This is a genomic window from Parvibaculum sp. (assembly GCF_035325945.1).
In the GTDB taxonomy this organism is placed as follows: Bacteria; Pseudomonadota; Alphaproteobacteria; order Parvibaculales; family Parvibaculaceae; genus Parvibaculum.
Map to the genome: position 1 here is coordinate 163,291 of NZ_DAOKYX010000002.1, position 19,036 is coordinate 182,326.

A 19,036-nucleotide genomic window follows, 5' to 3' on the forward strand; every position below is an offset into this window, starting at 1 on the left:
GTGCAACGGGTGGGACGCGGGCGCGGCGGGGCGGGCGGGTTTCCGCCCGCCGATATCAAGGACTGCAGCCCGGCCGTGATCGCCTATGCCGATACGGAAGCGGCGGCCATCGCCGCGGCGGAGCGCATCGCGGGCGAGATCGCAGCATGCGAGGGTCGCTTCCGCGAGAAGCTCTGGTCGGCGCGGGACGCGGTTGCCTACGCCATTGCCCAGTCGCAGTCGCAGTCGCAGTCGCAATCGGGCGCGGGACCGATCGTGCTCGCCGATACGCAGGACAATCCCGGCGCGGGCGGGAACGGCGACACGGTCGGCATATTGCGCGAACTCATCGCACAGAAGGTGGAGCGCGCGGCGCTCGGCGTGCTCTTCGATCCCGAAGCGGCTCAGGCTGCCGCAGCCGCGGGTGCTGGCGCGCGCGTGAAGCTCAGCCTCGGCGCGAAGACGGGCGGCGCGGATGAAGCGCCCATCGACGATGAATTCGAGGTCGTCCGGGTGAGCGATGGCGAGTTTCTCGCGACCGGCCCCTTCTATGGCGGCTCGCGGATGTCGCTCGGCACCACGGCGCGGCTCCGCAAGGGCGGCGTGGAAGTGGTCGTCGCCTCGCGCAAGGCGCAATGCGCGGATCAGGAAATGCTGAAGCATATCGGCATCGAGCCGGCCGGGCTTGCGATCCTCGTCGTCAAAAGCTCGGTGCATTTCCGCGCGGATTTCGGCCCGCTCGCCCGCGAGGTGCTGGTGGTCGAGAGCCCCGGCCCAAACACGGCCGATCTGTCGAAGCTCCGCTACAGACATTTGCGGCCGGGCGTGCGGGTGATGCCGCTCGGCGAACCTTATACGGGTTGACGGCGCTTCAGCGTTCGAGCGCGCCTTTCCGCACCGGGAGCGCGGCATCGAAACCGTGCATCCAGCCGACGCGGGATCCAACATGGATCTGGAAGGAGGGCTCCACCGCGTCTGGATCGTCGAGCGTCGCGGCGGCGATGTCGGCGCTGCGGCCACGATCCTTGAGATAGCGGAAAAGGATCTGCGTGCCGCAATCGGGACAGAAGCCGCGCTCGGCATGTTCCGAGGATTGGCGGAATTTGAGCGCGCCCTTGACGATGTCGAAATCGTCTTCCTTCACCGTGAACCAGGTCACGACGGGCGCGCCGGTCGCCTTCTGGCACATGCGGCAATGGCAATGCGCGCAGCCTTCATATTCGCCATTCATCCGGTATCGCACCGCGCCGCAAAGACAGCCACCTTCAAGCGGAAATCCCGGCATGGGCGCCTCCCTTGGTCAGATGTCGAATTCGGCCCAGATGGGAACGTGATCGGATGGTTTCTCGCGTCCGCGCACATCCTGATCTATGTCGCAGGCGGCCAGCCGGTCGGCGGCTTGCGGCGATAGAAGCAGGTGATCGATGCGGATGCCCTGACCCTTCTGCCAGCGGCCTGCCTGGTAGTCCCAGAAGGTGTAGCGGTGCGGCTCGGTGTGGCAGGCGCGGAAGGCGTCCGTGAAGCCGAGATTGAGAAGCTCGCGCAGCTTCGCGCGCGATTCCGGCTGAAAGAGCGCGTCGCCCTCCCATGCTTTCGGATCGTACACATCATCCGTAGTCGGAATGACGTTGTAGTCGCCCGCGAGCACGAGCGGCTCTTCGTATTTCAGAAGCCGTTCGGCATGGCGGTGCAGCCGGTCCATCCATGAAAGCTTGTAGGTGAATTTTTCCGTGCCGATCGGATTGCCGTTCGGCAGATAGATCGAGGCGACACGCAGCGCGGTTCCGTTCACCGGAACGACCGCCTCGATATAGCGGGCATGGTCGTCGCCGTCGCCTTCGGGAAGGCCGGTCGTCACATCCTCGAGCCGGAACTTCGAGAGGATGGCGACGCCGTTATAGGTTTTCTGGCCGTGGATCGCGAGGTTGTAGCCGAGATCCTCGATCTCCATGCGCGGGAATGTATCGTCGGTGCATTTCGTTTCCTGCAGGCAGACGATGTCGGGGTTCGCCTCCTTCAGCCAATCCTTGAGATTGCCGAGGCGCGCCTTGAGTGAGTTGACGTTGAACGAAGCGATTTTGATCATGGCACCGCAATCTTGCGCATGGCCCGCCGCTTGACCAGTGAAATATCCTTATGTACCTGCGTCGTTAACCCCCTGCGCGAAATGGGAATTGACGCCGTGCCAGCTTCATCCGAGCATAAGCAAGAAGATCGTCTGTCGCCTTGGGGAGGGGGACATAGATGGTGATGCGAAGCGTGGTGCCCATGCCCGCGAAGCCGCAGATGCGAAGCCGCAGTTACCGCAAGCCGGCGAACATGACGGAGCGGTGCCTGCTCAGCATTATCGGCGTGCTGGCGGCCTTCATGACACTCGTGCAGGGGATGCTTGCCGTTCAGGCGCTGCCGCCGGCGATCTTCCATCAAAGCTCGGAAATCTACTGGGTGATCGCGGCCTTCGGCGTGTGGCTGCCGTCCATCTGTCTCTTCGCCTCGATTCTGGGCGTGGTGATTCCCGGCTGGGCTTCGATGCTGATGCTGATCGTCTCGCCCGTCGCCTCGATCGGAGGCTATCTCTTTTACACCTACGTTCCGATCGAGCCTCTGCTGCGGCAGGTCGCCATGGTGGGCGGTTCAGGCTGAGCCCGCAGCCGCTCAGGCGGCGGCGTCAGACCGAAAATCCGTTCAAACCGAAAATGACGTGCCGCAGCCGCAGGAGGCGACGGCGTTCGGATTATGGATCTTGAACGAAGCGCCGATCAGGTCGTCCACGAAGTCGATTTCCGCGCCTTCGAGATACATTGCCGAAACCGAATCGACGAGCACGGTCGCGCCCGCGCGCTCGAGCACCACGTCGTCCGGCGCGCGCGTGTCATCGAGCGAGAAACCATACTGGAAGCCGGAGCAACCGCCGCCCGAGACGGAAACGCGCAGCATGACGCCGGCGCCCTCGCTGGCGACAATCTCGTTGACGCGCAGCGCGGCGCGTTCGCTCAGAGTGATGGGCTTGCCTGTTCCCGGCCGGATTTCCGTCAGAGCGTCGCTCATATAACCTCACATCCGCCCGCTGCCGCCGGGGCGCGGGCTTTTACCTTGGAACGATAATAAATATAGCTTAACCCAGATGTAGTCCTCCAGACGGAAGTTTTCAAACCCCCGCCTGATTTCCCGACCTGCTTGCGAAGGACACGCCCTTGCCGCTTCCCAATCCTGCCGCCACAGCCCCTTATGCGACCCGAGCCGAGACGAGCAGGGGGCGCCTCCACAATGAGGAGGAAAGCGCGACGCGAACCGACTTCCAGCGCGACCGGGACAGGATCATCCATTCGGGCGCCTTCCGGCGGCTCAAATACAAGACGCAGGTTTTCGTCTATCACGAGGGCGACAACTACCGGACGCGGCTCAGCCATTCGCTCGAGGTGGCGCAGATCGCGCGCTCGATCAGCCGGGTGCTGGGGCTCGACGAGGATCTCGCAGAGACGCTGGCGCTCGCGCATGATCTCGGCCACACGCCTTTCGGCCATGCGGGCGAAACCGCGCTCGACGACTGCATGGCGCCCTATGGCGGCTTCGATCACAACGCGCAGACGCTCCGCATCGTCACCAAGCTCGAGCATCGCTACATCGCCTTTGACGGACTCAACCTCACCTGGGAAACGCTGGAAGGGCTCGTCAAGCATAACGGTCCGCTCCTTGCCGGAGGGAGGACGATGGACGACCTCCCGCGAGCGCTAGCCGAATATGCCGAAGTGCAGGACCTTGAGCTTTCGACCTTTGCGGGGTCCGAGGCGCAGGTCGCGGCGCTCTCGGACGACATCGCCTACAACAATCACGACATTGACGACGGGTTGAGGGCCGGTCTTTTCACCATCGACGATCTTATGGCGTTGCCGCATGTCGGCGACATTTTTCGCGGCGTGATCGACAAATATCCGGGCGTCGAAACGGCGCGCATCATCCATGAGGCGATCCGCCGCCTCATCGGCAGCATGATCGGGGACGTGATCGCCGAAACGAGGCGGAGGATCGAGGCGGAGCGGCCCGAAACGGCGGCGGATGTGCGCGCGCTCGGCCGGCCGCTCGTCGCCTTCTCGCGCGAGATGAACGATCACAATGCGGTGCTGAAGGAATTTCTCTTCACGCGCATGTATCGTCACTATCGCGTCAACCGCTCCATGAGCAAGGCGAAGCGCATCGTGCGCGATCTGTTCGAGCTTCTGCATTGCGAGCCGGAACTCCTGTCGCCGGAATGGCAGCAGGGCTGCGACGGGCCGGAAGGTTTCAAGACCGCGCGGCGCGTTTGCGACTTCATCGCCGGAATGACGGACAAGTTCGCGATCGAAGAGCACAGGAAGCTCTTCGACCTCGACGATCCCAGATCCTGAAGCGGGGCGCGACAACGAGTGATCGCGCCCCGTTTCAGTCAATGATGCGAGTGATCCATGCCCTCATGCGGGGCCATCAGATCGAGCGCCGGCGCGGGATATTTCAGCTCGTGCGCGTCGCTGCCGGGCTTCGGCAATTCGCTCCACGACACCGAGCCCTTTTCGCAGGTCTGGGTGACGGGGAAATAGATGCGCATGATTTCCTTGTCTTCCGGCAATCTGGCGAGGAAGGCGAACTCGTCGAACTGATCGTCGGGGAGTTTGCCGCCCGACCATTCTACGCGCTTCACGCCTTCGCTCACGGGCTTTCCGTGGCTCTCATAGGTCGCCGCATATTTGCCGGTGACCGTCTTCACCTTCCAGCCGGGCTTCGGCATCGGCTTCACGCTGATGACGCCTTCGGGAATTTCGATCGAGACGTGCGTCGTCGCGCTTCCCTCGCAGCCATGCGGCACGCGGAAGACGGCCTTGTAATAGCTGCCCCAGCTCGCCATGCCGGTTTCGAGACTGACATGGGCCGATGCGGGCACCGAGAGGGCAAGGAACGCGATACCGGCAAGCAAGAGATGTTTCATGACAATTCTCCTCAGAAGGATGCTGTGATGCCGACGAAGACGCTGCGCCCTTCGCCCGGATAGAAATTCTCCTGGGCGGGGGCGTAGGCGGTGACGGTGGTGTAGTTGGCGATGTAGCGGCGATCCGTGAGGTTGCGCGCATCGAGGAAGATGCGCAGGCCCTCGGTTACGTCCATTCCGCCTTCAAGGCCGAAGGTGACATAGCCGGGCACGCGGAGCGTGTTGGCGTAGTCGACATAGCCGCCATCGGGCACCCAGTTGATTTTCGGCGCGATGTCGAAGCCTCGGCTCGAGCTGTAGCGGAGTGCGGCGGTGTAAATGTGGGGCGGAGCACCGGCGAGCTTGTTGTCGCCATAGGCCGCATCGTTCTCGAACGAGAAGTCGTTGAGCGTGTAGACCTGCTCGAAAACGAGACGGTCGCCTTCGGGCAGCGTTCCCGGCATGGCGATGCGGCCGATATCGAGCGCGAGGCTTGCCTCGATGCCCTGATGGAGCGTCCGTCGCGCATTGAAGGTCGCGGCGGGAATGGCGGGATTGGTGGTGAAGTTCACAAGCTCGTCGCGGACCTCGGCGCGATAGACGGTGATGTCCCATGCCGCCGCGCCTTCCGAGCCGCGCGTGCCCGCCTCATAGGTCAGCGCGCGTTGCGGGTCCATCGGCACGAACTGGATGCCGGCGAGATTCGTCTGGGTGAGGTCGCTCATGATCGGCGGCTCGTAGCTTCGCGTCACATTGGCGAAGACCTGCGCACCAGGTGTCACGTCCCAGAGAAGGCCGAGCTTCGGGCTTGCCGAGGTGAAGTCGGCGTCATCGTTCTTCGCCGCGTTGAGGTTGTTGCGATAGTCGCGCGTCGCATTGATGCCCTGAATGCCGGTGACGAGGGCGACTGTGGGCAGGGCGTAGAAGGCGTTTTCGGCGTAGAGGGTTGCCGTGGTCGAGATCTGCGTCCCGTCCTGCGTCAGCGCGCCGCGCGAGCCCGCATTGTTCACGAACTGCTTTGCGGTGACGGAGGTGCGCCCATAGCGCGCGCCGAACGTGACGATGTTGCGGTGACCGAGGAGAGTTCCCTCGCCCGTGTAGCGCGTGAAGGCGCCGAAATTGGTCGCGCCCTGATCGAGCACCTGAAAGATCGGGTGGAAGAGGCTGTAATAGCCCGCATAGGCGCCGACATCGAGCTTGCCTCCGCCGTCGAGCGCGAAGGTCGTCTTGTTGGCGAAGCGGAGCGAGCGCGTGTTGCGCTGCTGGTTGCCGCCGCGAGCCGTTGCCGATGCGGATGTGGGATCGTTCTGCGCGGTGGCGAGCGACAGCGTGCCCGGAAGCTCCTGATCGACGGCGTTGTAGTTCAGATAGAAGCGCGTTTCGGTATCGAGATTGATGCGCTGGCCGAGATTGCCCGCAAAGCGCGCGGTCTTCTCGCGGCTGTGGTCGCGCCAGCCCTCCGAGGTGAGGCCCGTCACCGTTGCGAAGAAGTCGGTGTCGCCAAGGATGCGCGCGAACTCGCCATGGGCGCGCAGCGTGCCGAAGCTGCCGCCATCGACACGCAACAGATTTTCGGCAGGCGCCGTCGAGGCCGTTGGTGAGACGATGTTGATGGCGCCGCCAAGCGCGGCCGCGCCATATTGCAGGCCGTCGCCGCCCCGATAGACCTCCATGTGCTGGACGGTGAGGGGCTCGACCTCCTGAAAGTCGCCGCTGCCATCCGCGAGATTGAGGGGGATGCCGTTCAGCAGCAATTCGATGCTGCGCAGATGGTAGCCTCGGCTGAGCCCCGCGCCACGAATCGACAGTCTCGTTTCCTGCCCGTAGCGCTTGCTGGCGAAGACGCCCGGCGTGAAGGCGAAGGTATCTTCGAGGTTCGTGGCGTATTTGTCCCGGTAGCTATCGGCCGGAACGACCGCCACCGCGCCCGGCACACGCGCCAGCTCGCGCTTGACGGCCTCGACATCGGGGACGGTGAGAGTTCCGCTGCGTGGCGCTGTCACGATCATTTCGTCGACGAGCGCGTAATCGCCATCGGAGGCGGAGGGGAGGGGTTTTGCGGAGGGAGGGGCCGAACCGTCGGCCAGGGCGGAGGAAGCGGATAGAACAAGGGCAGCCGTCGCAGCCAGCCCGCGCGACGTGGTCGTTCCGTTTTTCATGATGTTCCGAATCGCAAGTGCTCGCGGCCGGCATCAGCCGCCCGGCCGCTTGTTGGCTCAGATTGTGGCGTTGCAGCTTGCGATCAGGCTGGAGGGGCGCGGGGGTGCGAGGCGCCGTAATTCGGCGCGTCGGCGGGCGAGGCGCCCGTCAGAAGGCTCAGGACGATGGCCCAGTCGGGCTTCGCCATGGCGATGGTCGCGACGGTCAGCGCGGCGCAGTGATGAAGGCAGGAGAACTTGCAGGCGTCGTGATCGACCGTGGAGGGGTGGACGAGATTCCCGTCCTTGTCGATATAGACCTCCTTTGCCACGCCATCGGAACAGATGACGGTCTTGAGGAGGTCCTGAGTCGCGGGACCGGAGAGGCTGTAGGCGGTCGGGACCGCGACATGCAGAAGGATCGCGACAAGGGCGAAGATCCCCAGCGCCCGGCTCCGGACGGACTGAAGGAAATTGCTATCGAGATATGCCCCAGCGCTTTGCATGGCGGCAGACAATCACGTTCGGGCCTGTGGCGGAAGGCGCATTTTGTCGCTAAGGGTTTGCGCACAGAGGGCAAAGCGACTGGAAAGGCCCCTTTCCAGCCGTTAGAGTGCGCGCCCAAAACGGGGCCAGGCGGCAAGACTCATGAATATTTTCAGGCATTTCGAGGAGCGGGTCGAGGCAGGGCTTCAGGGCCTCATTGCGGAGGGCGTGCTGCCGCAGGGGCTCGATCTCAGCCGCATCGCGGTCGAGCCGCCGCGCGATCCGAGCCATGGCGATCTTTCGACCAATGCCGCGATGGTGCTGGCAAAACCGGCGGGCATGCAGCCCCGTGTCCTCGCGGAGAAGCTCTCGGCGATTCTCGCTGGTGATGAAAGCGTGACCGGAGTTTCGATCGCCGGGCCCGGTTTCATCAATCTCAGGCTCAAGGACGATGTGTGGCGGGCCGCGATCCCGGTCGTCCTTCGCAGCGGCGCCGCCTATGGCGCGAGCGACGCGGGCAAGAGCCGCCCCGTCAACGTCGAATATGTCTCGGCGAACCCGACTGGCCCGATGCATGTCGGCCATGTGCGCGGCGCGGTCTTCGGCGATGCGCTGGCCAATCTGCTCGAAAAGATCGGGCACGCGGTTTGCCGCGAGTACTACATCAACGATGCGGGCGGTCAGATCGAGGTTCTCGCCCGCAGCGCCTATCTGCGCTACCGCGAGGCGCTGGGCGAGACGATCTCGATTCCGGAGGGGCTTTACCCCGGCGACTATCTGAAGCCGGTGGGGCAGGCACTGGCGGCGGAGCATGGAGCGACCCTCGCGGACATGGAGGAGGCCGAGTGGCTTCCCCTCGTGCGCGATGCGGCCATCGACGCGATGATGGAACTCATCCGCGGCGATCTCGCGGTGCTCGGCATCAATCACGAGGTCTTCTTTTCCGAGCGCGAGCTGCACAAGTCGGGCGCTGTCGAGGCGACGCTGAAGCTGCTCGAGGAAAAGGGCCTCATCTATACCGGCGTTCTGGAACCTCCCAAGGGCGAGCTTCCCGACGATTGGGAGCCGCGCCCGCAGACGCTCTTCCGCTCGACCGCCTTCGGCGACGATCAGGACCGGGCGCTTCGCAAATCCGATGGCTCCTGGACCTATTTCGCGCCGGACATCGCCTATCACTTCGACAAGTTCAAGCGCGGCTATGGAACGCTGATCGACGTCTGGGGCGCCGACCATGCAGGCTATATCAAGCGCGTGAAGGCCGCGGTCGCCGCGGTGACGGACGGGCAGGCTCAGATCGACGTCAAGGTCTGCCAGCTCGTGCGGCTTTTCCGCAATGGTGAGCCGGTGCGCATGTCCAAGCGCGCAGGCGACTTCGTCACGCTGCGCGATGTGGTGGACGAGGTGGGCAAGGATGTCGTGCGCTTCATGATGCTGACGCGCAAGAACGACGCGCCGCTCGACTTCGATTTCGCCAAGGTGATGGAGCAGTCGCGCGACAACCCGGTCTTCTATGTGCAGTACGCGCATGCCCGCGTCCATTCGGTGCTGAGAAACGCGAAGGACGCAGGCATCGAGCATTCCGATGCTGCGCTCGCCGCGGCGGATCTCGCGCCGCTGACGGATGAGGCGGAGCTTGGGCTCGTGAAGCTCATGGGGGCCTTCCCCCGCCAGGTGGAGCAGGCGGCGCAGGCGCATGAGCCCCATCGCATCGCCTTTTATCTCTACGATCTCGCGTCCGCCTTTCATGCCCTCTGGAACAAGGGCAAGGAGGACCCGTCATTGCGATTTATCGTCGCCGAGGACAGGAATGTTACCCTTGCACGGCTCGCCCTGATTCGTGCGGTGGCCAATGTCATTGCCGCGGGTCTCGGGATTCTGGGTGTGGAGCCGGCGGAGGAGATGCGCTGATGTCGGATAGTGACCGCGGATACGGCTACGAGCCCGACGAGGAAGACGACTATTACACCTATGACGCGACGGATGACGACGATGACGGGCGCAGGCGCCCGATCGTCATTCTCGCCATCATTGCGCTGCTGGTGGTCTTCGCCGGTGTGGTGTTTCTGGCTTACAAGCAGGGGCTGAAGCAGGGCGCGCAGGGCAATCCGCCCGTCATTCGCGCCGACGACAGCCCGATCAAGGTCGCGCCGGCCAATCCCGGCGGCATGAAGTTCCCGCATCAGGACAAGACTGTTTACGATCGGATTTCTGGCGCGGATGCGGGCGGCGCTTCGGATGCCGAACACCTGCTGCCAAGCGCGGAAGAGCCCATCGCCGTTCAGCCTAAGGTGGCGGAGGCTCCAGCCCCCGTTCCCGGCGCCGAGGCAGCGCCCACCCAAACGGAAGCCGTGCCGCCGGTCGCGGCCGCGCCTGCCGCTCCGGTCGCGCAGGCGCCGGCGGCTCCGGTTGCGGCACCTCCCGCCGCGCAAGCTCCGGCCGCACCCGTTCAGGCGGCGCCCGCCGCCACGGCAGCCGCTGGCAGCTATGTCGTGCAGCTTGCCGCCTTTCGCGACGAGCCGACGGCTCGGGCCGAATTCGAGAAGCTGAAGAAGAAGCATTCCGCGCTGGCCGGTCTTCAGGCCGATATTCAGCGGGCCGATCTCGGCGCCAAGGGCATCTATTACCGCCTGCGCGCGGGCTATATGGACAAGGCGAAGGCCGGCGAGCTTTGCGGAACGCTGAAGGCTCAGGGCCAGGCCTGCCTCGTCAAGCCGCGCTGACGGTGGCCTGATGGGACAGAGCGCCGTTATCTATGGCTGCGCGGGGCTCTCGCTCACCGGCGAGGAGCGGCGCTTCTTCCGCGAGACGCGGCCCTGGGGCTTCATCGTCTTCGCGCGCAACATCGAAGCGCCGGATCAGCTGCGCCGCCTCGTCGGAGAGTTGCGCGAAGCCGCGGGGCACGCCGCCCCTGTCCTGATCGATCAGGAAGGCGGGCGCGTCGCCCGCCTGCGCCCTCCGCATTGGCGGACCTATCCGCCGGGGCGGCATTATGGCGAGCTTTATGACCGCTCGCGCGAGGACGGGATCGAGGCGGCCCGGCTCGGCGCGCGGCTCATGGCGGCGGAACTCGACGCACTCGGCATCAATGTGGACTGCCTTCCCGTGCTCGACGTGCCTGTCGCTGGCGCGCATGACGTCATCGGCGACCGTGCCTATGGCGCGACGCCCGAACCCGTGATCGCGCTCGGCCGAGCCGCCGCCGAGGGGCTGCTCGCCGGGGGCGTCCTGCCCGTCATCAAGCATATTCCGGGACATGGGCGGGCGGGCGTGGACAGCCATCTGAGCCTTCCTGTCGTCGATACGGACGCGGCCGCGCTCTCGAGGACGGACTTCGCTCCCTTCAAGGCGTTGGCCGATCTGCCGCTCGCCATGACGGCGCATGTCGTCTATTCGGCGCTCGATCCCGACCGGCCCGCCACTACATCGGCGCAGGTGATCGGCGGCATCATTCGCGGCGACATCGGCTTCGACGGCTGCCTCATGTCGGACGATCTCTCCATGGAGGCGCTGGCGGGCTCCCTCGGCGAGAGGGCGAAGGCGAGCCTCGACGCAGGCTGCGACCTCGTTCTTCATTGCAACGGCCGGATGGACGAAATGCGGGCCATTGCCGAGGAGGTCCCGGTGCTCGGCGGCGATGCCGCGCGGCGCGCCGACGCGGCGCTGGCGCGGCTCAAGGCGCCCGAAGCCTTCGACGAGGAAGCAGCGCTGGCGCGCTTCCGGGCCCTCATGGGGCCTCTCGTTTGAGGCCCGTTCGTGGCTGGGGATAATTGCGAATGCAGGGTACCGTGCCGGCGGGGCGCGGGGTATAAGGGCCCATCCGCTCGCGTCATTATTTGCAGACTGACGCGGGGCCGTTTGAGATCAACGACATAGGCGGGCATGAACGAGGCGCCCTCACACAATGAGGCGGAGGCCGGAGCACCGGCCGCGGGGCTTGTGGCGCATCCGGAAGGCGGATCGGCGGAAGGCGCGCCTGTGCCCGGCGAGAGCTTCGAGGAGGGCCGCCCGATCGCCGCGACCGAGGCAGAGGCCGAGCAGGAATCGCTGATCGTCGATCTCGACGGTTTCGAGGGTCCGCTCGACGTTCTGCTGACCCTTGCGCGCAATCAGAAGGTCGATCTCACCCGGATCTCGATCCTCCAGCTTGCCGAGCAATATCTCGATTTCATCAATCGTGCCCATCGGATGGAGCTCGACCTTGCCGCCGACTATCTGGTCATGGCGTCATGGCTCGCCTATCTGAAGTCGCGGCTGCTGCTGCCCCCGCCGGATGAGGAAGAGGGGCCGAGCGGCGCGGAGATGGCGGCGCGTCTTGCCTTCCAGCTTCAACGGCTCGAGAGCATGCGGAATGCGTCTCAGGCGCTCTTCGCCCGCCAGAGGCTCGGCATCCATGTTTTCCAGCGAGGCGTGCCGGAGGGTATTCGCGTTGTAAAAACAAGCGAATATCAGGGTTCTCTCTTCGAACTTCTCAAGGCATATTCAGAGCAGCGGCTGAAAGGACGCGAAACACGGTGGGAGCCGAAGCGCCTGCCGATCCTTGCGATCGAGATCGCCCGCAAGCGGCTCGAAAACATGCTGGGCATGATGTTCGACTGGGGACGGATCGACGCGTTTCTACCCGCCGATTTCCTCACCGGCGAACTCAGGCGCTCGGCGCTCGCGAGTACGCTCAGTGCGGCGCTCGTGCTCGCCAAGGACGGGGCGATCGAGATCGCGCAGGCGGGCGCATATCAGCCCCTCTTCGTGCGCCGCAAGAGACCCGGCGAGGGATCGGCCGCCATGCCGGCAGATGATACTGACGACCAGCAGATAGAAGAATGACCGAAGAAACGCAGCCAGAGGCGGAAGCCGAGCCGATTGAAGCCACCGAAGCGGGCGAAGCCGCCGAGCCGGCCCCTGACGATGCGCGCCCCGAGGCGGAGGGCGAGGACGCCTTGTCCGCGCCTGGCGACGGCGAGCCCGTTGCGAGCGAGGATGGGCCCGACGCAGACGGAGAGGAAGCCGCGCCGGAAGCCGAACCTCAAGTTGAAGTTGAGGATGAGCTTGAACTTGAGAGCGAGGATGAAGGCGATGATGATGCCGCCGAAGATGACTCCGAGGTGGCAGTTGAAGATGTGACGGCCGACGGAAGCGCCAATATCGTTCGCTTTCCCGCCAACGCGACCGATCATGCCGAACTTATGCGCATGGCGGAGGCCCTGCTTTTCGCCGCCGCCGAGCCGCTGGACATCGACAGTCTTGCGGCGCGCCTGCCTGCGGGCACGGATGTCGGCGCGGTCATCGAGGATCTTCAGAAATTTTATGAAAAACGTGGCGTAAACCTCGTTCGCATCGCGAATAAGTGGATTTTTCGTACGGCTGACGACCTTTCCTTCCTCATGGAGCGCGAGGCGATCGAGCAGAAGAAGCTTTCGCGCGCGGCCATGGAGACGCTGGCGATCATCGCCTATCACCAGCCGGTCACACGCGCCGAGATCGAGGAAATTCGCGGCGTCTCCGTGTCCAAGGGCACGATCGACGTGCTGATGGAGACGGGCTGGGTGCGGCTGCGCGGCCGCAGGCGCACGCCGGGGCGGCCCGTCACCTATGGCACCACGGAGGCCTTCCTTCTGCATTTCGGGCTCGAGAATATCGGCGACCTGCCGGGGCTCGACGATCTCAAGGCGGCGGGGCTGCTCGATGGCAGGCTGCCGCCCGGCTTCGAGGTGCCGACGCCGAGCGAGAGCGGCGGCGAGGGCGATGGCGAGTTCGACGACGAGGCGCCGGAGGAATATGGCGCGGCGCTCGACGATCATCTCGCCCATATGGGCGAGGACGAGGCGCCCTCCGATTGATCGGGCCGGCTGGCCTTTGGGGCATTCCGCGCCGCGCCTGTATCCCTCAACTTATTGTGATTGTCGGAGGGGTGGGCGGCGGGATAAATGCGGGCGAGAGGTCGTAAACGCAGATCGGAGCGCCCATATTCGCCCCAGCGGTGATAAGTTGTGCTTCGGCCCGCAGTCGCGGCGCTCGAGTTCGGCCAGCGGGCCTGGCCCTATTGGGAGAATGAGATGCTGAGCTGGACCCATATCCTTCTCGTCGTCGCCCTCATTGTGCTGCTCTTCGGAACGGGCAAGGTTTCGACCCTGATGGGCGATGTGGCGAAGGGCATCAACGCCTTCAAGAAGGGACTGAAGGAGGACGACGAGGCCCCGGCCAAGAGCGACCCGAAGGTCATCGAAGGCGTGGCCACACAGGACAGCGGCTCGGCCGCCAAGGACAAGACGGCGAACGGCTGAAGCCTTAGGGGCGCGCGAAGGGCCCCGCCTGACGTAACCCGGGTACCGTCATGTTCGATATCGGCTGGTCCGAACTGCTCCTCATCGCGGTGCTCGCAATCGTATTCGTGGGCCCCAAGGATCTGCCGCGCGTGATGCGCGTGGCGGGGCAGTATGTCGCCCGGATGCGCGCCATGGCCCGCGAGTTCCAGCAATCCTTCGAGGATCTCGCGCGGGAAAGCGAACTGGAGGAGCTGCGCAAGGAAGTGGCCGATCTGCGCAGCCAGACCCTGGCGCCGCTCGGCGAAATCCGCCAGTCGGTCGAGGTCGATCTCGACCGGGGCGAGCCGTCCGCGCCGGCGGCGGCCGGAGAAGCGGCCACTGAGCCCGCGGGCGAGCCGCGGCTTTCAGAGAGGCTGCCCGATGACATCGCGCCGGGCATAGCCGACGCCATCCGCGAGGCGGAGGAGATCGAGGCCGGCGACAGCAAGACCGAGGCGGGACGCGGATGAGCGACGACGACATCGAATCCTCGCGCGCGCCGCTGCTCGATCATCTGATCGAGCTTCGCTCGCGCCTCATCAAGTCGATCGTCGCCATCGTGATCGCCTTTGCCGCCTGCTTCACCTTCGCCAAGCAGATATTCAACATCCTGCTGCGTCCCTATGAGATCGCGGCGGGGACGGGCTCGGCCGCCAAGCTCATCTACACGGCGCCGCAGGAGTTTTTCATCACCCAGATGAAGCTCGCCATGTTCGGCGCCTTCTTCATCGCCTTTCCGATCATCGCGGCGCAGATCTACATGTTCGTCGCACCGGGCCTCTACAAGAACGAGCGCCGGGCGTTCCTGCCCTATCTGATCGCGACGCCGATCCTGTTCCTCATCGGTGCGGCGCTTGTCTATTTCGCCGTGATGCCAATGGCGCTTCATTTCTTCTTGGGCATGCAGCAGGCGGGCGGCGAGGGGCAGGCCACAATCGAGCTTCTGCCGCGCGTCAGCGAATATCTGAGTCTCATCATGGGGCTCATCTTCGCCTTCGGCATCTGCTTCCAGCTTCCGGTGATCCTGACGCTTCTTGCCCGTGTGGGGATTCTGTCGTCGCAGCAGCTTCGCAAGGGCCGGCGCTATGCGATCGTCATCGCGTTTTCGGTCGCGGCCGTGCTCACGCCGCCCGATCTTCTGAGCCAGATCAGCCTCGGCATTCCCATCGTCTTCCTCTACGAGCTGTCCATCTGGGCGGTCGTTCTCGTGGAGCGCGCAAGGCGGACAGCGGCGGAAGCCGGCGATGGCGCTGGCGGCGCGGAGGCGCCGGGCGGCATCTGAGCCCTCGTCTGGACGGTACGGGGCCTTCCGCGTATACAGGAGCCGCCGCAATCCCCAATCCGCCGGACTCCCATGCACGACATCAAGATCATCCGCGACGACCCCGAAGCCTTCGATGCGGGACTCGCAAAGCGCGGAATCGAGCCGCAGGCGGCAAGGCTGATCGCCATCGACGAGCGCCGCCGCAAGATCATCGCGTCCTTGCAGGAGATGCAGGCGGCGCGTAACGATGCCTCCAAGCAGATCGGCGCCGCCAAGGCGAAGAAGGACGAGGCCCTTGCCCAGAAGCTCATGGACGAGGTCGCGCATCTGAAGGCGAAGATCCAGGCTGGCGAGGAAGACGAGCGCGCCGTCACCGCCGAGCTTGAAACCGAACTCGCTGCGATCCCGAACATTCCCTATGAGACGGTGCCGGTCGGCCCCGATGAAACGGCCAATGTGGAATATCGCCGGCATGGCAGCCCGCGGGCGATGAATTTCACGCCCAGGGAGCATTTCGATCTCGGCGAGGCGCTCGGACTCATGGATTTCGAGACGGCGGCGAAACTTTCGGGCGCGCGCTTCGTCGTGCTCAAGGGCTTGCTCGCGCGGCTCGAGCGGGCGATCGCCAATTTCATGCTCGATCTTCACACGCGCGAGTTCGGCTATACGGAAGTGAACCCGCCCTTGCTGGTCAAGGACCAGACCATGTTCGGCACGGCGCAACTGCCGAAATTCGCCGACGATCAGTTCGCGGTCTATAAGGGGCAGAGCGTTTCCGAGCAGGACAAATACTGGCTCATTCCGACCGCCGAAGTCTCGCTCACCAATCTCGTGCGCGAGAGCATCCTTTCGGAAGAGGAGCTGCCGCTCCGCCTGACCGCCTGGACGCCGTGCTTCCGCGCCGAAGCGGGATCGGCGGGCCGTGATACGCGCGGCATGATCCGGATGCACCAGTTCTCCAAGGTCGAGCTTGTCTCGGTCACGACGCCCGAACAGGCGGATGAGGAGCACGAGCGGATGCTCGCCTGCGCCGAGGGCGTGCTGAAGGCGCTCGATCTTCACTATCGCGTCGTCACGCTCTCGACGGGCGACATGGGATTTTCGTCCCGCAAGACCTATGACATCGAGGTCTGGCTGCCGGGACAGGGCGCCTTCCGCGAAATCTCGTCATGCTCAGTCTGCGGCGATTTTCAGGCACGGCGCATGCAGGCCCGCTACAAGCCTGCGGGAAGCAAGACCACGCGCTTCGTCAACACGCTCAACGGCTCGGGGCTTGCGGTCGGCCGCACGCTCATCGCCATTCTCGAAAATTATCAGCAGGCGGATGGCTCCATCGCCGTTCCCGCCGCGCTCAAGCCCTATATGGGCGGGCAGGAAGTGATTGCTGCAAATGGCTAAGGTCAAGGCGGGTTCCAGAGCTTCGCGCGCGAAACCGGGCATGCGCATTCTCGTCACCAATGACGACGGCATCAACGCGCCCGGCCTTCAGGTGCTGACGCGGATCGCGCAGCAGCTTTCGAGCGATGTCTGGGTCGCCTCGCCGGAAGAGGAGCAGAGCGGCTCGGCCCATTCGCTCTCGCTTTCCAATCCCATTCGCGTCCGCCGTCTGAGCCCGCGCAAATTCGCGATCAAGGGGACACCCTCCGACAGCGTGCTGATGGCTGTGCGGCACATCATGAAGGACGGCGCGCCGGACCTCATTCTCTCCGGCGTCAATCGCGGCCAGAACGTTGCCGATGACGTGACCTATTCGGGCACCATCGCGGCGGCGATGGAAGGCACGCTGCTCGGCATTCCCTCGATCGCGCTCAGCCAGGCTTTCGGCTTCGGCGAGAATCGCGCCGTCAAATGGTCGACCGCCGAGCATCACGCGCCCGACATCATCCGCAAGCTCGTTGCCGCGGGATGGCCCAAGGACGTTCTCATCAACATCAACTTTCCTGATGTGCTGCCGCAGGCCGTCAAGGGCATCCAGGTCACGGCGCAGGGCAAGCGCGACCAATCGCTCGTCCGTGTCGAGGAGCGTATCGACGCGCGCGCCAATCCTTATTACTGGCTCGGATTTGAACGCATACTGAGCAATCCGTCCGAGGGGACGGACCTTCACGCCATTTATAACGGCATGATCTCGGTGAGCCCGCTCCACATGAACCTGACGCATGCGCGCACGCGCAGCGCGCTCGTTGCCGCGCTTGGAAATCTCTAGGGGACAGATGGGTGGCGCATGAGCGATGAGGCACCCATGGATGAGATCGATCAGGCGAAGATCGAACTCATCATGTCACTGAGGCGGCAGGGCATCCGCGACAAGCGCGTGCTCAACGCGATCGAGCGTATTCCGCGCGAGGGCTTCATCAACGCCTCTTTCCGCAAGCAGGCTTATGAGGACCACGCGCTGCCGATCGAATGCGGGCAGACGATCAGCCAGCCCTTCATCGTCGCCTATATGACCGAGCAGCTTCATGTGACCGACCGGATGAAGGTTCTCGAAGTCGGCACGGGCTCGGGCTATCAGGCGGCGGTGCTCTCCAGGCTCTGCCGGCGCGTCTATACGATCGAGCGCTACCGCACGCTGCTCAGGGACGCGGTGAAGCGCTTCGAGGAACTTCATCTCCACAACATCACAGCCAAGGTCGGAGATGGCGCCGAGGGCTGGACGGAACAGGCGCCCTTCGACCGAATCATCGTGACGGCGGCGGCGGCTTCCGTTCCGCTTAAGCTCATGGAGCAATTGAAGGTGGGCGGGCTGATGATCGTGCCTGTCGGCGCGCCGGGCGGACGGGGCGAGCAGAACCTTGTGCGGATCGAGCGGACAGAGGAAGGTGTGCAGCGGGAGGAACTCATGCCGGTGCGATTCGTTCCGCTGGTCGAAGGCGTGGCGCGGGAATCCTGACCCGATGGGAGGTCTCCCGGCGGGCACCGGGCGAGGGCGGCAAGCGAGGTCCATGCGACAGAGGATGCGGCATCGAGCGGGGAGAGACGCGGCGCGGCTGATCGCCGGTCTGGCGCTTGCGCTGACGCTTGCGGCCTGTTCATCCGAAAAGCCCTGGTGGGAAGGCGGTCCGGGACAGGCCCGGCAGATCGAAACGACGCCCCTTTCGCCGCCGGGGCGAGGCGGAACCTACATCGTCCGGCCCGGCGACACGCTCTACAAGGTCTCGCGCGAGCAGAACATCCCGCTCCGCTCTCTCATCGACGCCAACAATCTCGAACCGCCTTATGCGCTGAAATCCGGGCAGCGGCTCGTCATTCCCACGGCGCGTTACCATGTGGTCCAGAGGGGCGACACGGTCTACAGCATTTCGCGCAGCTATGGCGTCGACATGGCGACGCTGACAAGCGCCAACCACATCGCGCCACCCTACAAGATCAGGGTGGGCGAGCGGTTGCAGCTTCCTTCGCAGGTCAACAGGCAGGTTGCCTCGGCCGAGACGGAGGGCGCGAGCCCGGTCGTGCCGATGCGCCGTCCGGAGGTGGCGGGCGGTGCCGCCCAGCCGAGCCCACAGCCCGTATCCATGCAGCCGAAGCAGGCTCTGCCGCCGCCCCCCGTGCCTTCCGGCGAATTCATCTGGCCGACAACGACGGTGAAGATCATTTCCGCCTTCGGCGCCAAGGAAAACGGCCTTCACAATGATGGCGTCAACATCGCCGTTCCGGCCGGAACGCCCGTGCGAGCCGCCCAGAGCGGCGTCGTCGCCTATGCGGGCAACGAGCTGAAGGGCTATGGCAATCTTCTGCTCGTCCGCCACGCCAATGGCTGGATGACGGCCTATGCGCATAACAGCAAGCTGCTGGTGAAGCGCGGCGACACGGTGACGAAGGGGCAGACGATTTCGCTGTCCGGCAGCACGGGCAGCGTGACCTCGCCGCAGGTGCATTTTGAAATCAGAAAGGGAGCGAAGGCCGTCGATCCGCGAAGCGTCATCAGCGG

The 19,036-nt window shown here is 64.6% G+C and carries 21 protein-coding genes; 15 read left to right on the forward strand and 6 right to left on the reverse strand.

Going from position 1 to position 19,036, the window contains the following annotated elements; all coding sequences use genetic code 11:
• Positions 1 to 843, forward strand: an 843-nt coding sequence (locus PKA57_RS02910; RefSeq protein WP_324297420.1) for an MlrC C-terminal domain-containing protein, incomplete at its 5' end; no start/stop codon positions are given.
• A gap of 7 nt (positions 844 to 850) precedes the next feature.
• On the opposite strand, the gene PKA57_RS02915 is transcribed toward PKA57_RS02910, so the two are convergent.
• The gene (locus tag PKA57_RS02915; RefSeq protein ID WP_324297421.1) at positions 851 to 1,264 is read right to left on the reverse strand and encodes a GFA family protein; all 414 of its coding nucleotides are present in this window, start codon (positions 1,262 to 1,264) and stop codon (positions 851 to 853) included.
• A gap of 15 nt (positions 1,265 to 1,279) precedes the next feature.
• Positions 1,280 to 2,065, reverse strand: a complete 786-nt coding sequence (gene xth / locus PKA57_RS02920; RefSeq protein ID WP_324297422.1) for an exodeoxyribonuclease III — start codon at positions 2,063 to 2,065, stop codon at positions 1,280 to 1,282.
• Between the two features lie 158 nt (positions 2,066 to 2,223).
• On the opposite strand from xth, the gene PKA57_RS02925 reads away from it, so the two are divergent.
• A complete protein-coding gene (locus PKA57_RS02925; RefSeq protein ID WP_324297423.1) occupies positions 2,224 to 2,622 on the forward strand; it encodes a hypothetical protein in 399 nt (132 codons plus the stop codon).
• Positions 2,623 to 2,664: 42 nt separating this feature from the next.
• Here PKA57_RS02925 and erpA read toward each other — a convergent pair whose 3' ends face one another.
• Positions 2,665 to 3,027: an iron-sulfur cluster insertion protein ErpA gene (gene erpA / locus PKA57_RS02930; RefSeq protein ID WP_324297424.1), complete on the reverse strand. Its 363-nt coding sequence runs from the start codon at positions 3,025 to 3,027 to the stop codon at positions 2,665 to 2,667.
• A gap of 146 nt (positions 3,028 to 3,173) precedes the next feature.
• On the opposite strand from erpA, the gene PKA57_RS02935 reads away from it, so the two are divergent.
• Positions 3,174 to 4,364, forward strand: coding sequence for a deoxyguanosinetriphosphate triphosphohydrolase (locus PKA57_RS02935; protein WP_324297425.1), 1,191 nt, complete (start codon positions 3,174 to 3,176; stop codon positions 4,362 to 4,364).
• A gap of 38 nt (positions 4,365 to 4,402) precedes the next feature.
• Here the strand turns inward: PKA57_RS02935 and PKA57_RS02940 are convergent, their stop codons facing one another.
• The 3 genes from PKA57_RS02940 to PKA57_RS02950 form a co-directional block, all read right to left on the reverse strand.
• Positions 4,403 to 4,939: a YcnI family protein gene (locus PKA57_RS02940; RefSeq protein ID WP_324297426.1), complete on the reverse strand. Its 537-nt coding sequence runs from the start codon at positions 4,937 to 4,939 to the stop codon at positions 4,403 to 4,405.
• 11 nt (positions 4,940 to 4,950) lie between these two features.
• Positions 4,951 to 6,921 carry a TonB-dependent receptor gene (locus PKA57_RS02945; RefSeq protein WP_324297427.1) on the reverse strand — a complete coding sequence of 657 codons (1,971 nt, stop codon included), beginning with the start codon at positions 6,919 to 6,921 and terminating at the stop codon, positions 4,951 to 4,953.
• A gap of 239 nt (positions 6,922 to 7,160) precedes the next feature.
• A complete protein-coding gene (locus tag PKA57_RS02950) occupies positions 7,161 to 7,562 on the reverse strand; it encodes a DUF2946 family protein (RefSeq protein WP_324297428.1) in 402 nt (133 codons plus the stop codon).
• A gap of 142 nt (positions 7,563 to 7,704) precedes the next feature.
• Here PKA57_RS02950 and argS point away from each other — a divergent pair, with 142 nt between their 5' ends.
• The 12 genes from argS to PKA57_RS03010 all read left to right on the forward strand — a co-directional run.
• Positions 7,705 to 9,450, forward strand: a complete 1,746-nt coding sequence (gene argS, locus PKA57_RS02955) for an arginine--tRNA ligase (RefSeq protein ID WP_324297429.1) — start codon at positions 7,705 to 7,707, stop codon at positions 9,448 to 9,450.
• On the forward strand, positions 9,450 to 10,262 hold the full coding sequence (locus tag PKA57_RS02960; RefSeq protein WP_324297430.1) for an SPOR domain-containing protein: 813 nt from the start codon (positions 9,450 to 9,452) through the stop codon (positions 10,260 to 10,262). The genes argS and PKA57_RS02960 overlap by 1 nt, the downstream gene beginning before the upstream one ends.
• Positions 10,263 to 10,272: 10 nt before the next feature.
• Positions 10,273 to 11,286 (forward strand): beta-N-acetylhexosaminidase, encoded by a 1,014-nt coding sequence (gene nagZ, locus PKA57_RS02965; protein WP_324297431.1) that lies wholly within the window; start codon positions 10,273 to 10,275, stop codon positions 11,284 to 11,286.
• Between the two features lie 135 nt (positions 11,287 to 11,421).
• On the forward strand, positions 11,422 to 12,363 hold the full coding sequence (locus PKA57_RS02970) for a ScpA family protein (RefSeq protein WP_324297432.1): 942 nt from the start codon (positions 11,422 to 11,424) through the stop codon (positions 12,361 to 12,363).
• A 359-nt stretch (positions 12,364 to 12,722) separates the two neighbouring features.
• Complete coding sequence (gene scpB, locus PKA57_RS02975) at positions 12,723 to 13,376, forward strand: SMC-Scp complex subunit ScpB (protein ID WP_324297447.1); 654 nt, start codon at positions 12,723 to 12,725, stop codon at positions 13,374 to 13,376.
• Between the two features lie 216 nt (positions 13,377 to 13,592).
• A complete protein-coding gene (gene tatA, locus PKA57_RS02980; protein ID WP_324297448.1) occupies positions 13,593 to 13,820 on the forward strand; it encodes a twin-arginine translocase TatA/TatE family subunit in 228 nt (75 codons plus the stop codon).
• A 50-nt stretch (positions 13,821 to 13,870) separates the two neighbouring features.
• Positions 13,871 to 14,311 carry a Sec-independent protein translocase protein TatB gene (tatB, locus tag PKA57_RS02985; RefSeq protein WP_324297433.1) on the forward strand — a complete coding sequence of 147 codons (441 nt, stop codon included), beginning with the start codon at positions 13,871 to 13,873 and terminating at the stop codon, positions 14,309 to 14,311.
• Positions 14,308 to 15,123 carry a twin-arginine translocase subunit TatC gene (gene tatC / locus PKA57_RS02990; RefSeq protein WP_324297434.1) on the forward strand — a complete coding sequence of 272 codons (816 nt, stop codon included), beginning with the start codon at positions 14,308 to 14,310 and terminating at the stop codon, positions 15,121 to 15,123. Before tatB ends, tatC begins: the two co-directional genes overlap by 4 nt.
• Positions 15,124 to 15,195: 72 nt before the next feature.
• Positions 15,196 to 16,503, forward strand: a complete 1,308-nt coding sequence (gene serS, locus PKA57_RS02995) for a serine--tRNA ligase (RefSeq protein ID WP_324297435.1) — start codon at positions 15,196 to 15,198, stop codon at positions 16,501 to 16,503.
• Between the two features lie 40 nt (positions 16,504 to 16,543).
• Positions 16,544 to 17,311 (forward strand): 5'/3'-nucleotidase SurE, encoded by a 768-nt coding sequence (gene surE, locus PKA57_RS03000; RefSeq protein ID WP_324297449.1) that lies wholly within the window; start codon positions 16,544 to 16,546, stop codon positions 17,309 to 17,311.
• A gap of 18 nt (positions 17,312 to 17,329) precedes the next feature.
• Positions 17,330 to 17,998 (forward strand): protein-L-isoaspartate(D-aspartate) O-methyltransferase, encoded by a 669-nt coding sequence (locus tag PKA57_RS03005; protein ID WP_324297436.1) that lies wholly within the window; start codon positions 17,330 to 17,332, stop codon positions 17,996 to 17,998.
• 64 nt (positions 17,999 to 18,062) lie between these two features.
• Positions 18,063 to 19,036 (forward strand): M23 family metallopeptidase (locus PKA57_RS03010; RefSeq protein ID WP_324297437.1); only part of this gene is annotated, 974 nt, incomplete at its 3' end.

What these genes read in the sequence shown, in the direction of transcription:
- PKA57_RS02915 (WP_324297421.1), bottom strand. Translation starts at nt 1,264, where the DNA reads ATGCCGGGATTTCCGCTTGAAGGTGGCTGTCTTTGCGGCGCGGTGCGA.
- xth (WP_324297422.1), bottom strand. Translation starts at nt 2,065, where the DNA reads ATGATCAAAATCGCTTCGTTCAACGTCAACTCACTCAAGGCGCGCCTC.
- PKA57_RS02925 (WP_324297423.1), top strand. Translation starts at nt 2,224, where the DNA reads ATGGTGATGCGAAGCGTGGTGCCCATGCCCGCGAAGCCGCAGATGCGA.
- erpA (WP_324297424.1), bottom strand. Translation starts at nt 3,027, where the DNA reads ATGAGCGACGCTCTGACGGAAATCCGGCCGGGAACAGGCAAGCCCATC.
- PKA57_RS02940 (WP_324297426.1), bottom strand. Translation starts at nt 4,939, where the DNA reads ATGAAACATCTCTTGCTTGCCGGTATCGCGTTCCTTGCCCTCTCGGTG.
- PKA57_RS02950 (WP_324297428.1), bottom strand. Translation starts at nt 7,562, where the DNA reads ATGCAAAGCGCTGGGGCATATCTCGATAGCAATTTCCTTCAGTCCGTC.
- argS (WP_324297429.1), top strand. Translation starts at nt 7,705, where the DNA reads ATGAATATTTTCAGGCATTTCGAGGAGCGGGTCGAGGCAGGGCTTCAG.
- PKA57_RS02960 (WP_324297430.1), top strand. Translation starts at nt 9,450, where the DNA reads ATGTCGGATAGTGACCGCGGATACGGCTACGAGCCCGACGAGGAAGAC.
- nagZ (WP_324297431.1), top strand. Translation starts at nt 10,273, where the DNA reads ATGGGACAGAGCGCCGTTATCTATGGCTGCGCGGGGCTCTCGCTCACC.
- PKA57_RS02970 (WP_324297432.1), top strand. Translation starts at nt 11,422, where the DNA reads ATGAACGAGGCGCCCTCACACAATGAGGCGGAGGCCGGAGCACCGGCC.
- scpB (WP_324297447.1), top strand. Translation starts at nt 12,723, where the DNA reads ATGCGCATGGCGGAGGCCCTGCTTTTCGCCGCCGCCGAGCCGCTGGAC.
- tatA (WP_324297448.1), top strand. Translation starts at nt 13,593, where the DNA reads ATGCTGAGCTGGACCCATATCCTTCTCGTCGTCGCCCTCATTGTGCTG.
- tatB (WP_324297433.1), top strand. Translation starts at nt 13,871, where the DNA reads ATGTTCGATATCGGCTGGTCCGAACTGCTCCTCATCGCGGTGCTCGCA.
- tatC (WP_324297434.1), top strand. Translation starts at nt 14,308, where the DNA reads ATGAGCGACGACGACATCGAATCCTCGCGCGCGCCGCTGCTCGATCAT.
- serS (WP_324297435.1), top strand. Translation starts at nt 15,196, where the DNA reads ATGCACGACATCAAGATCATCCGCGACGACCCCGAAGCCTTCGATGCG.
- surE (WP_324297449.1), top strand. Translation starts at nt 16,544, where the DNA reads ATGCGCATTCTCGTCACCAATGACGACGGCATCAACGCGCCCGGCCTT.
- PKA57_RS03005 (WP_324297436.1), top strand. Translation starts at nt 17,330, where the DNA reads ATGAGCGATGAGGCACCCATGGATGAGATCGATCAGGCGAAGATCGAA.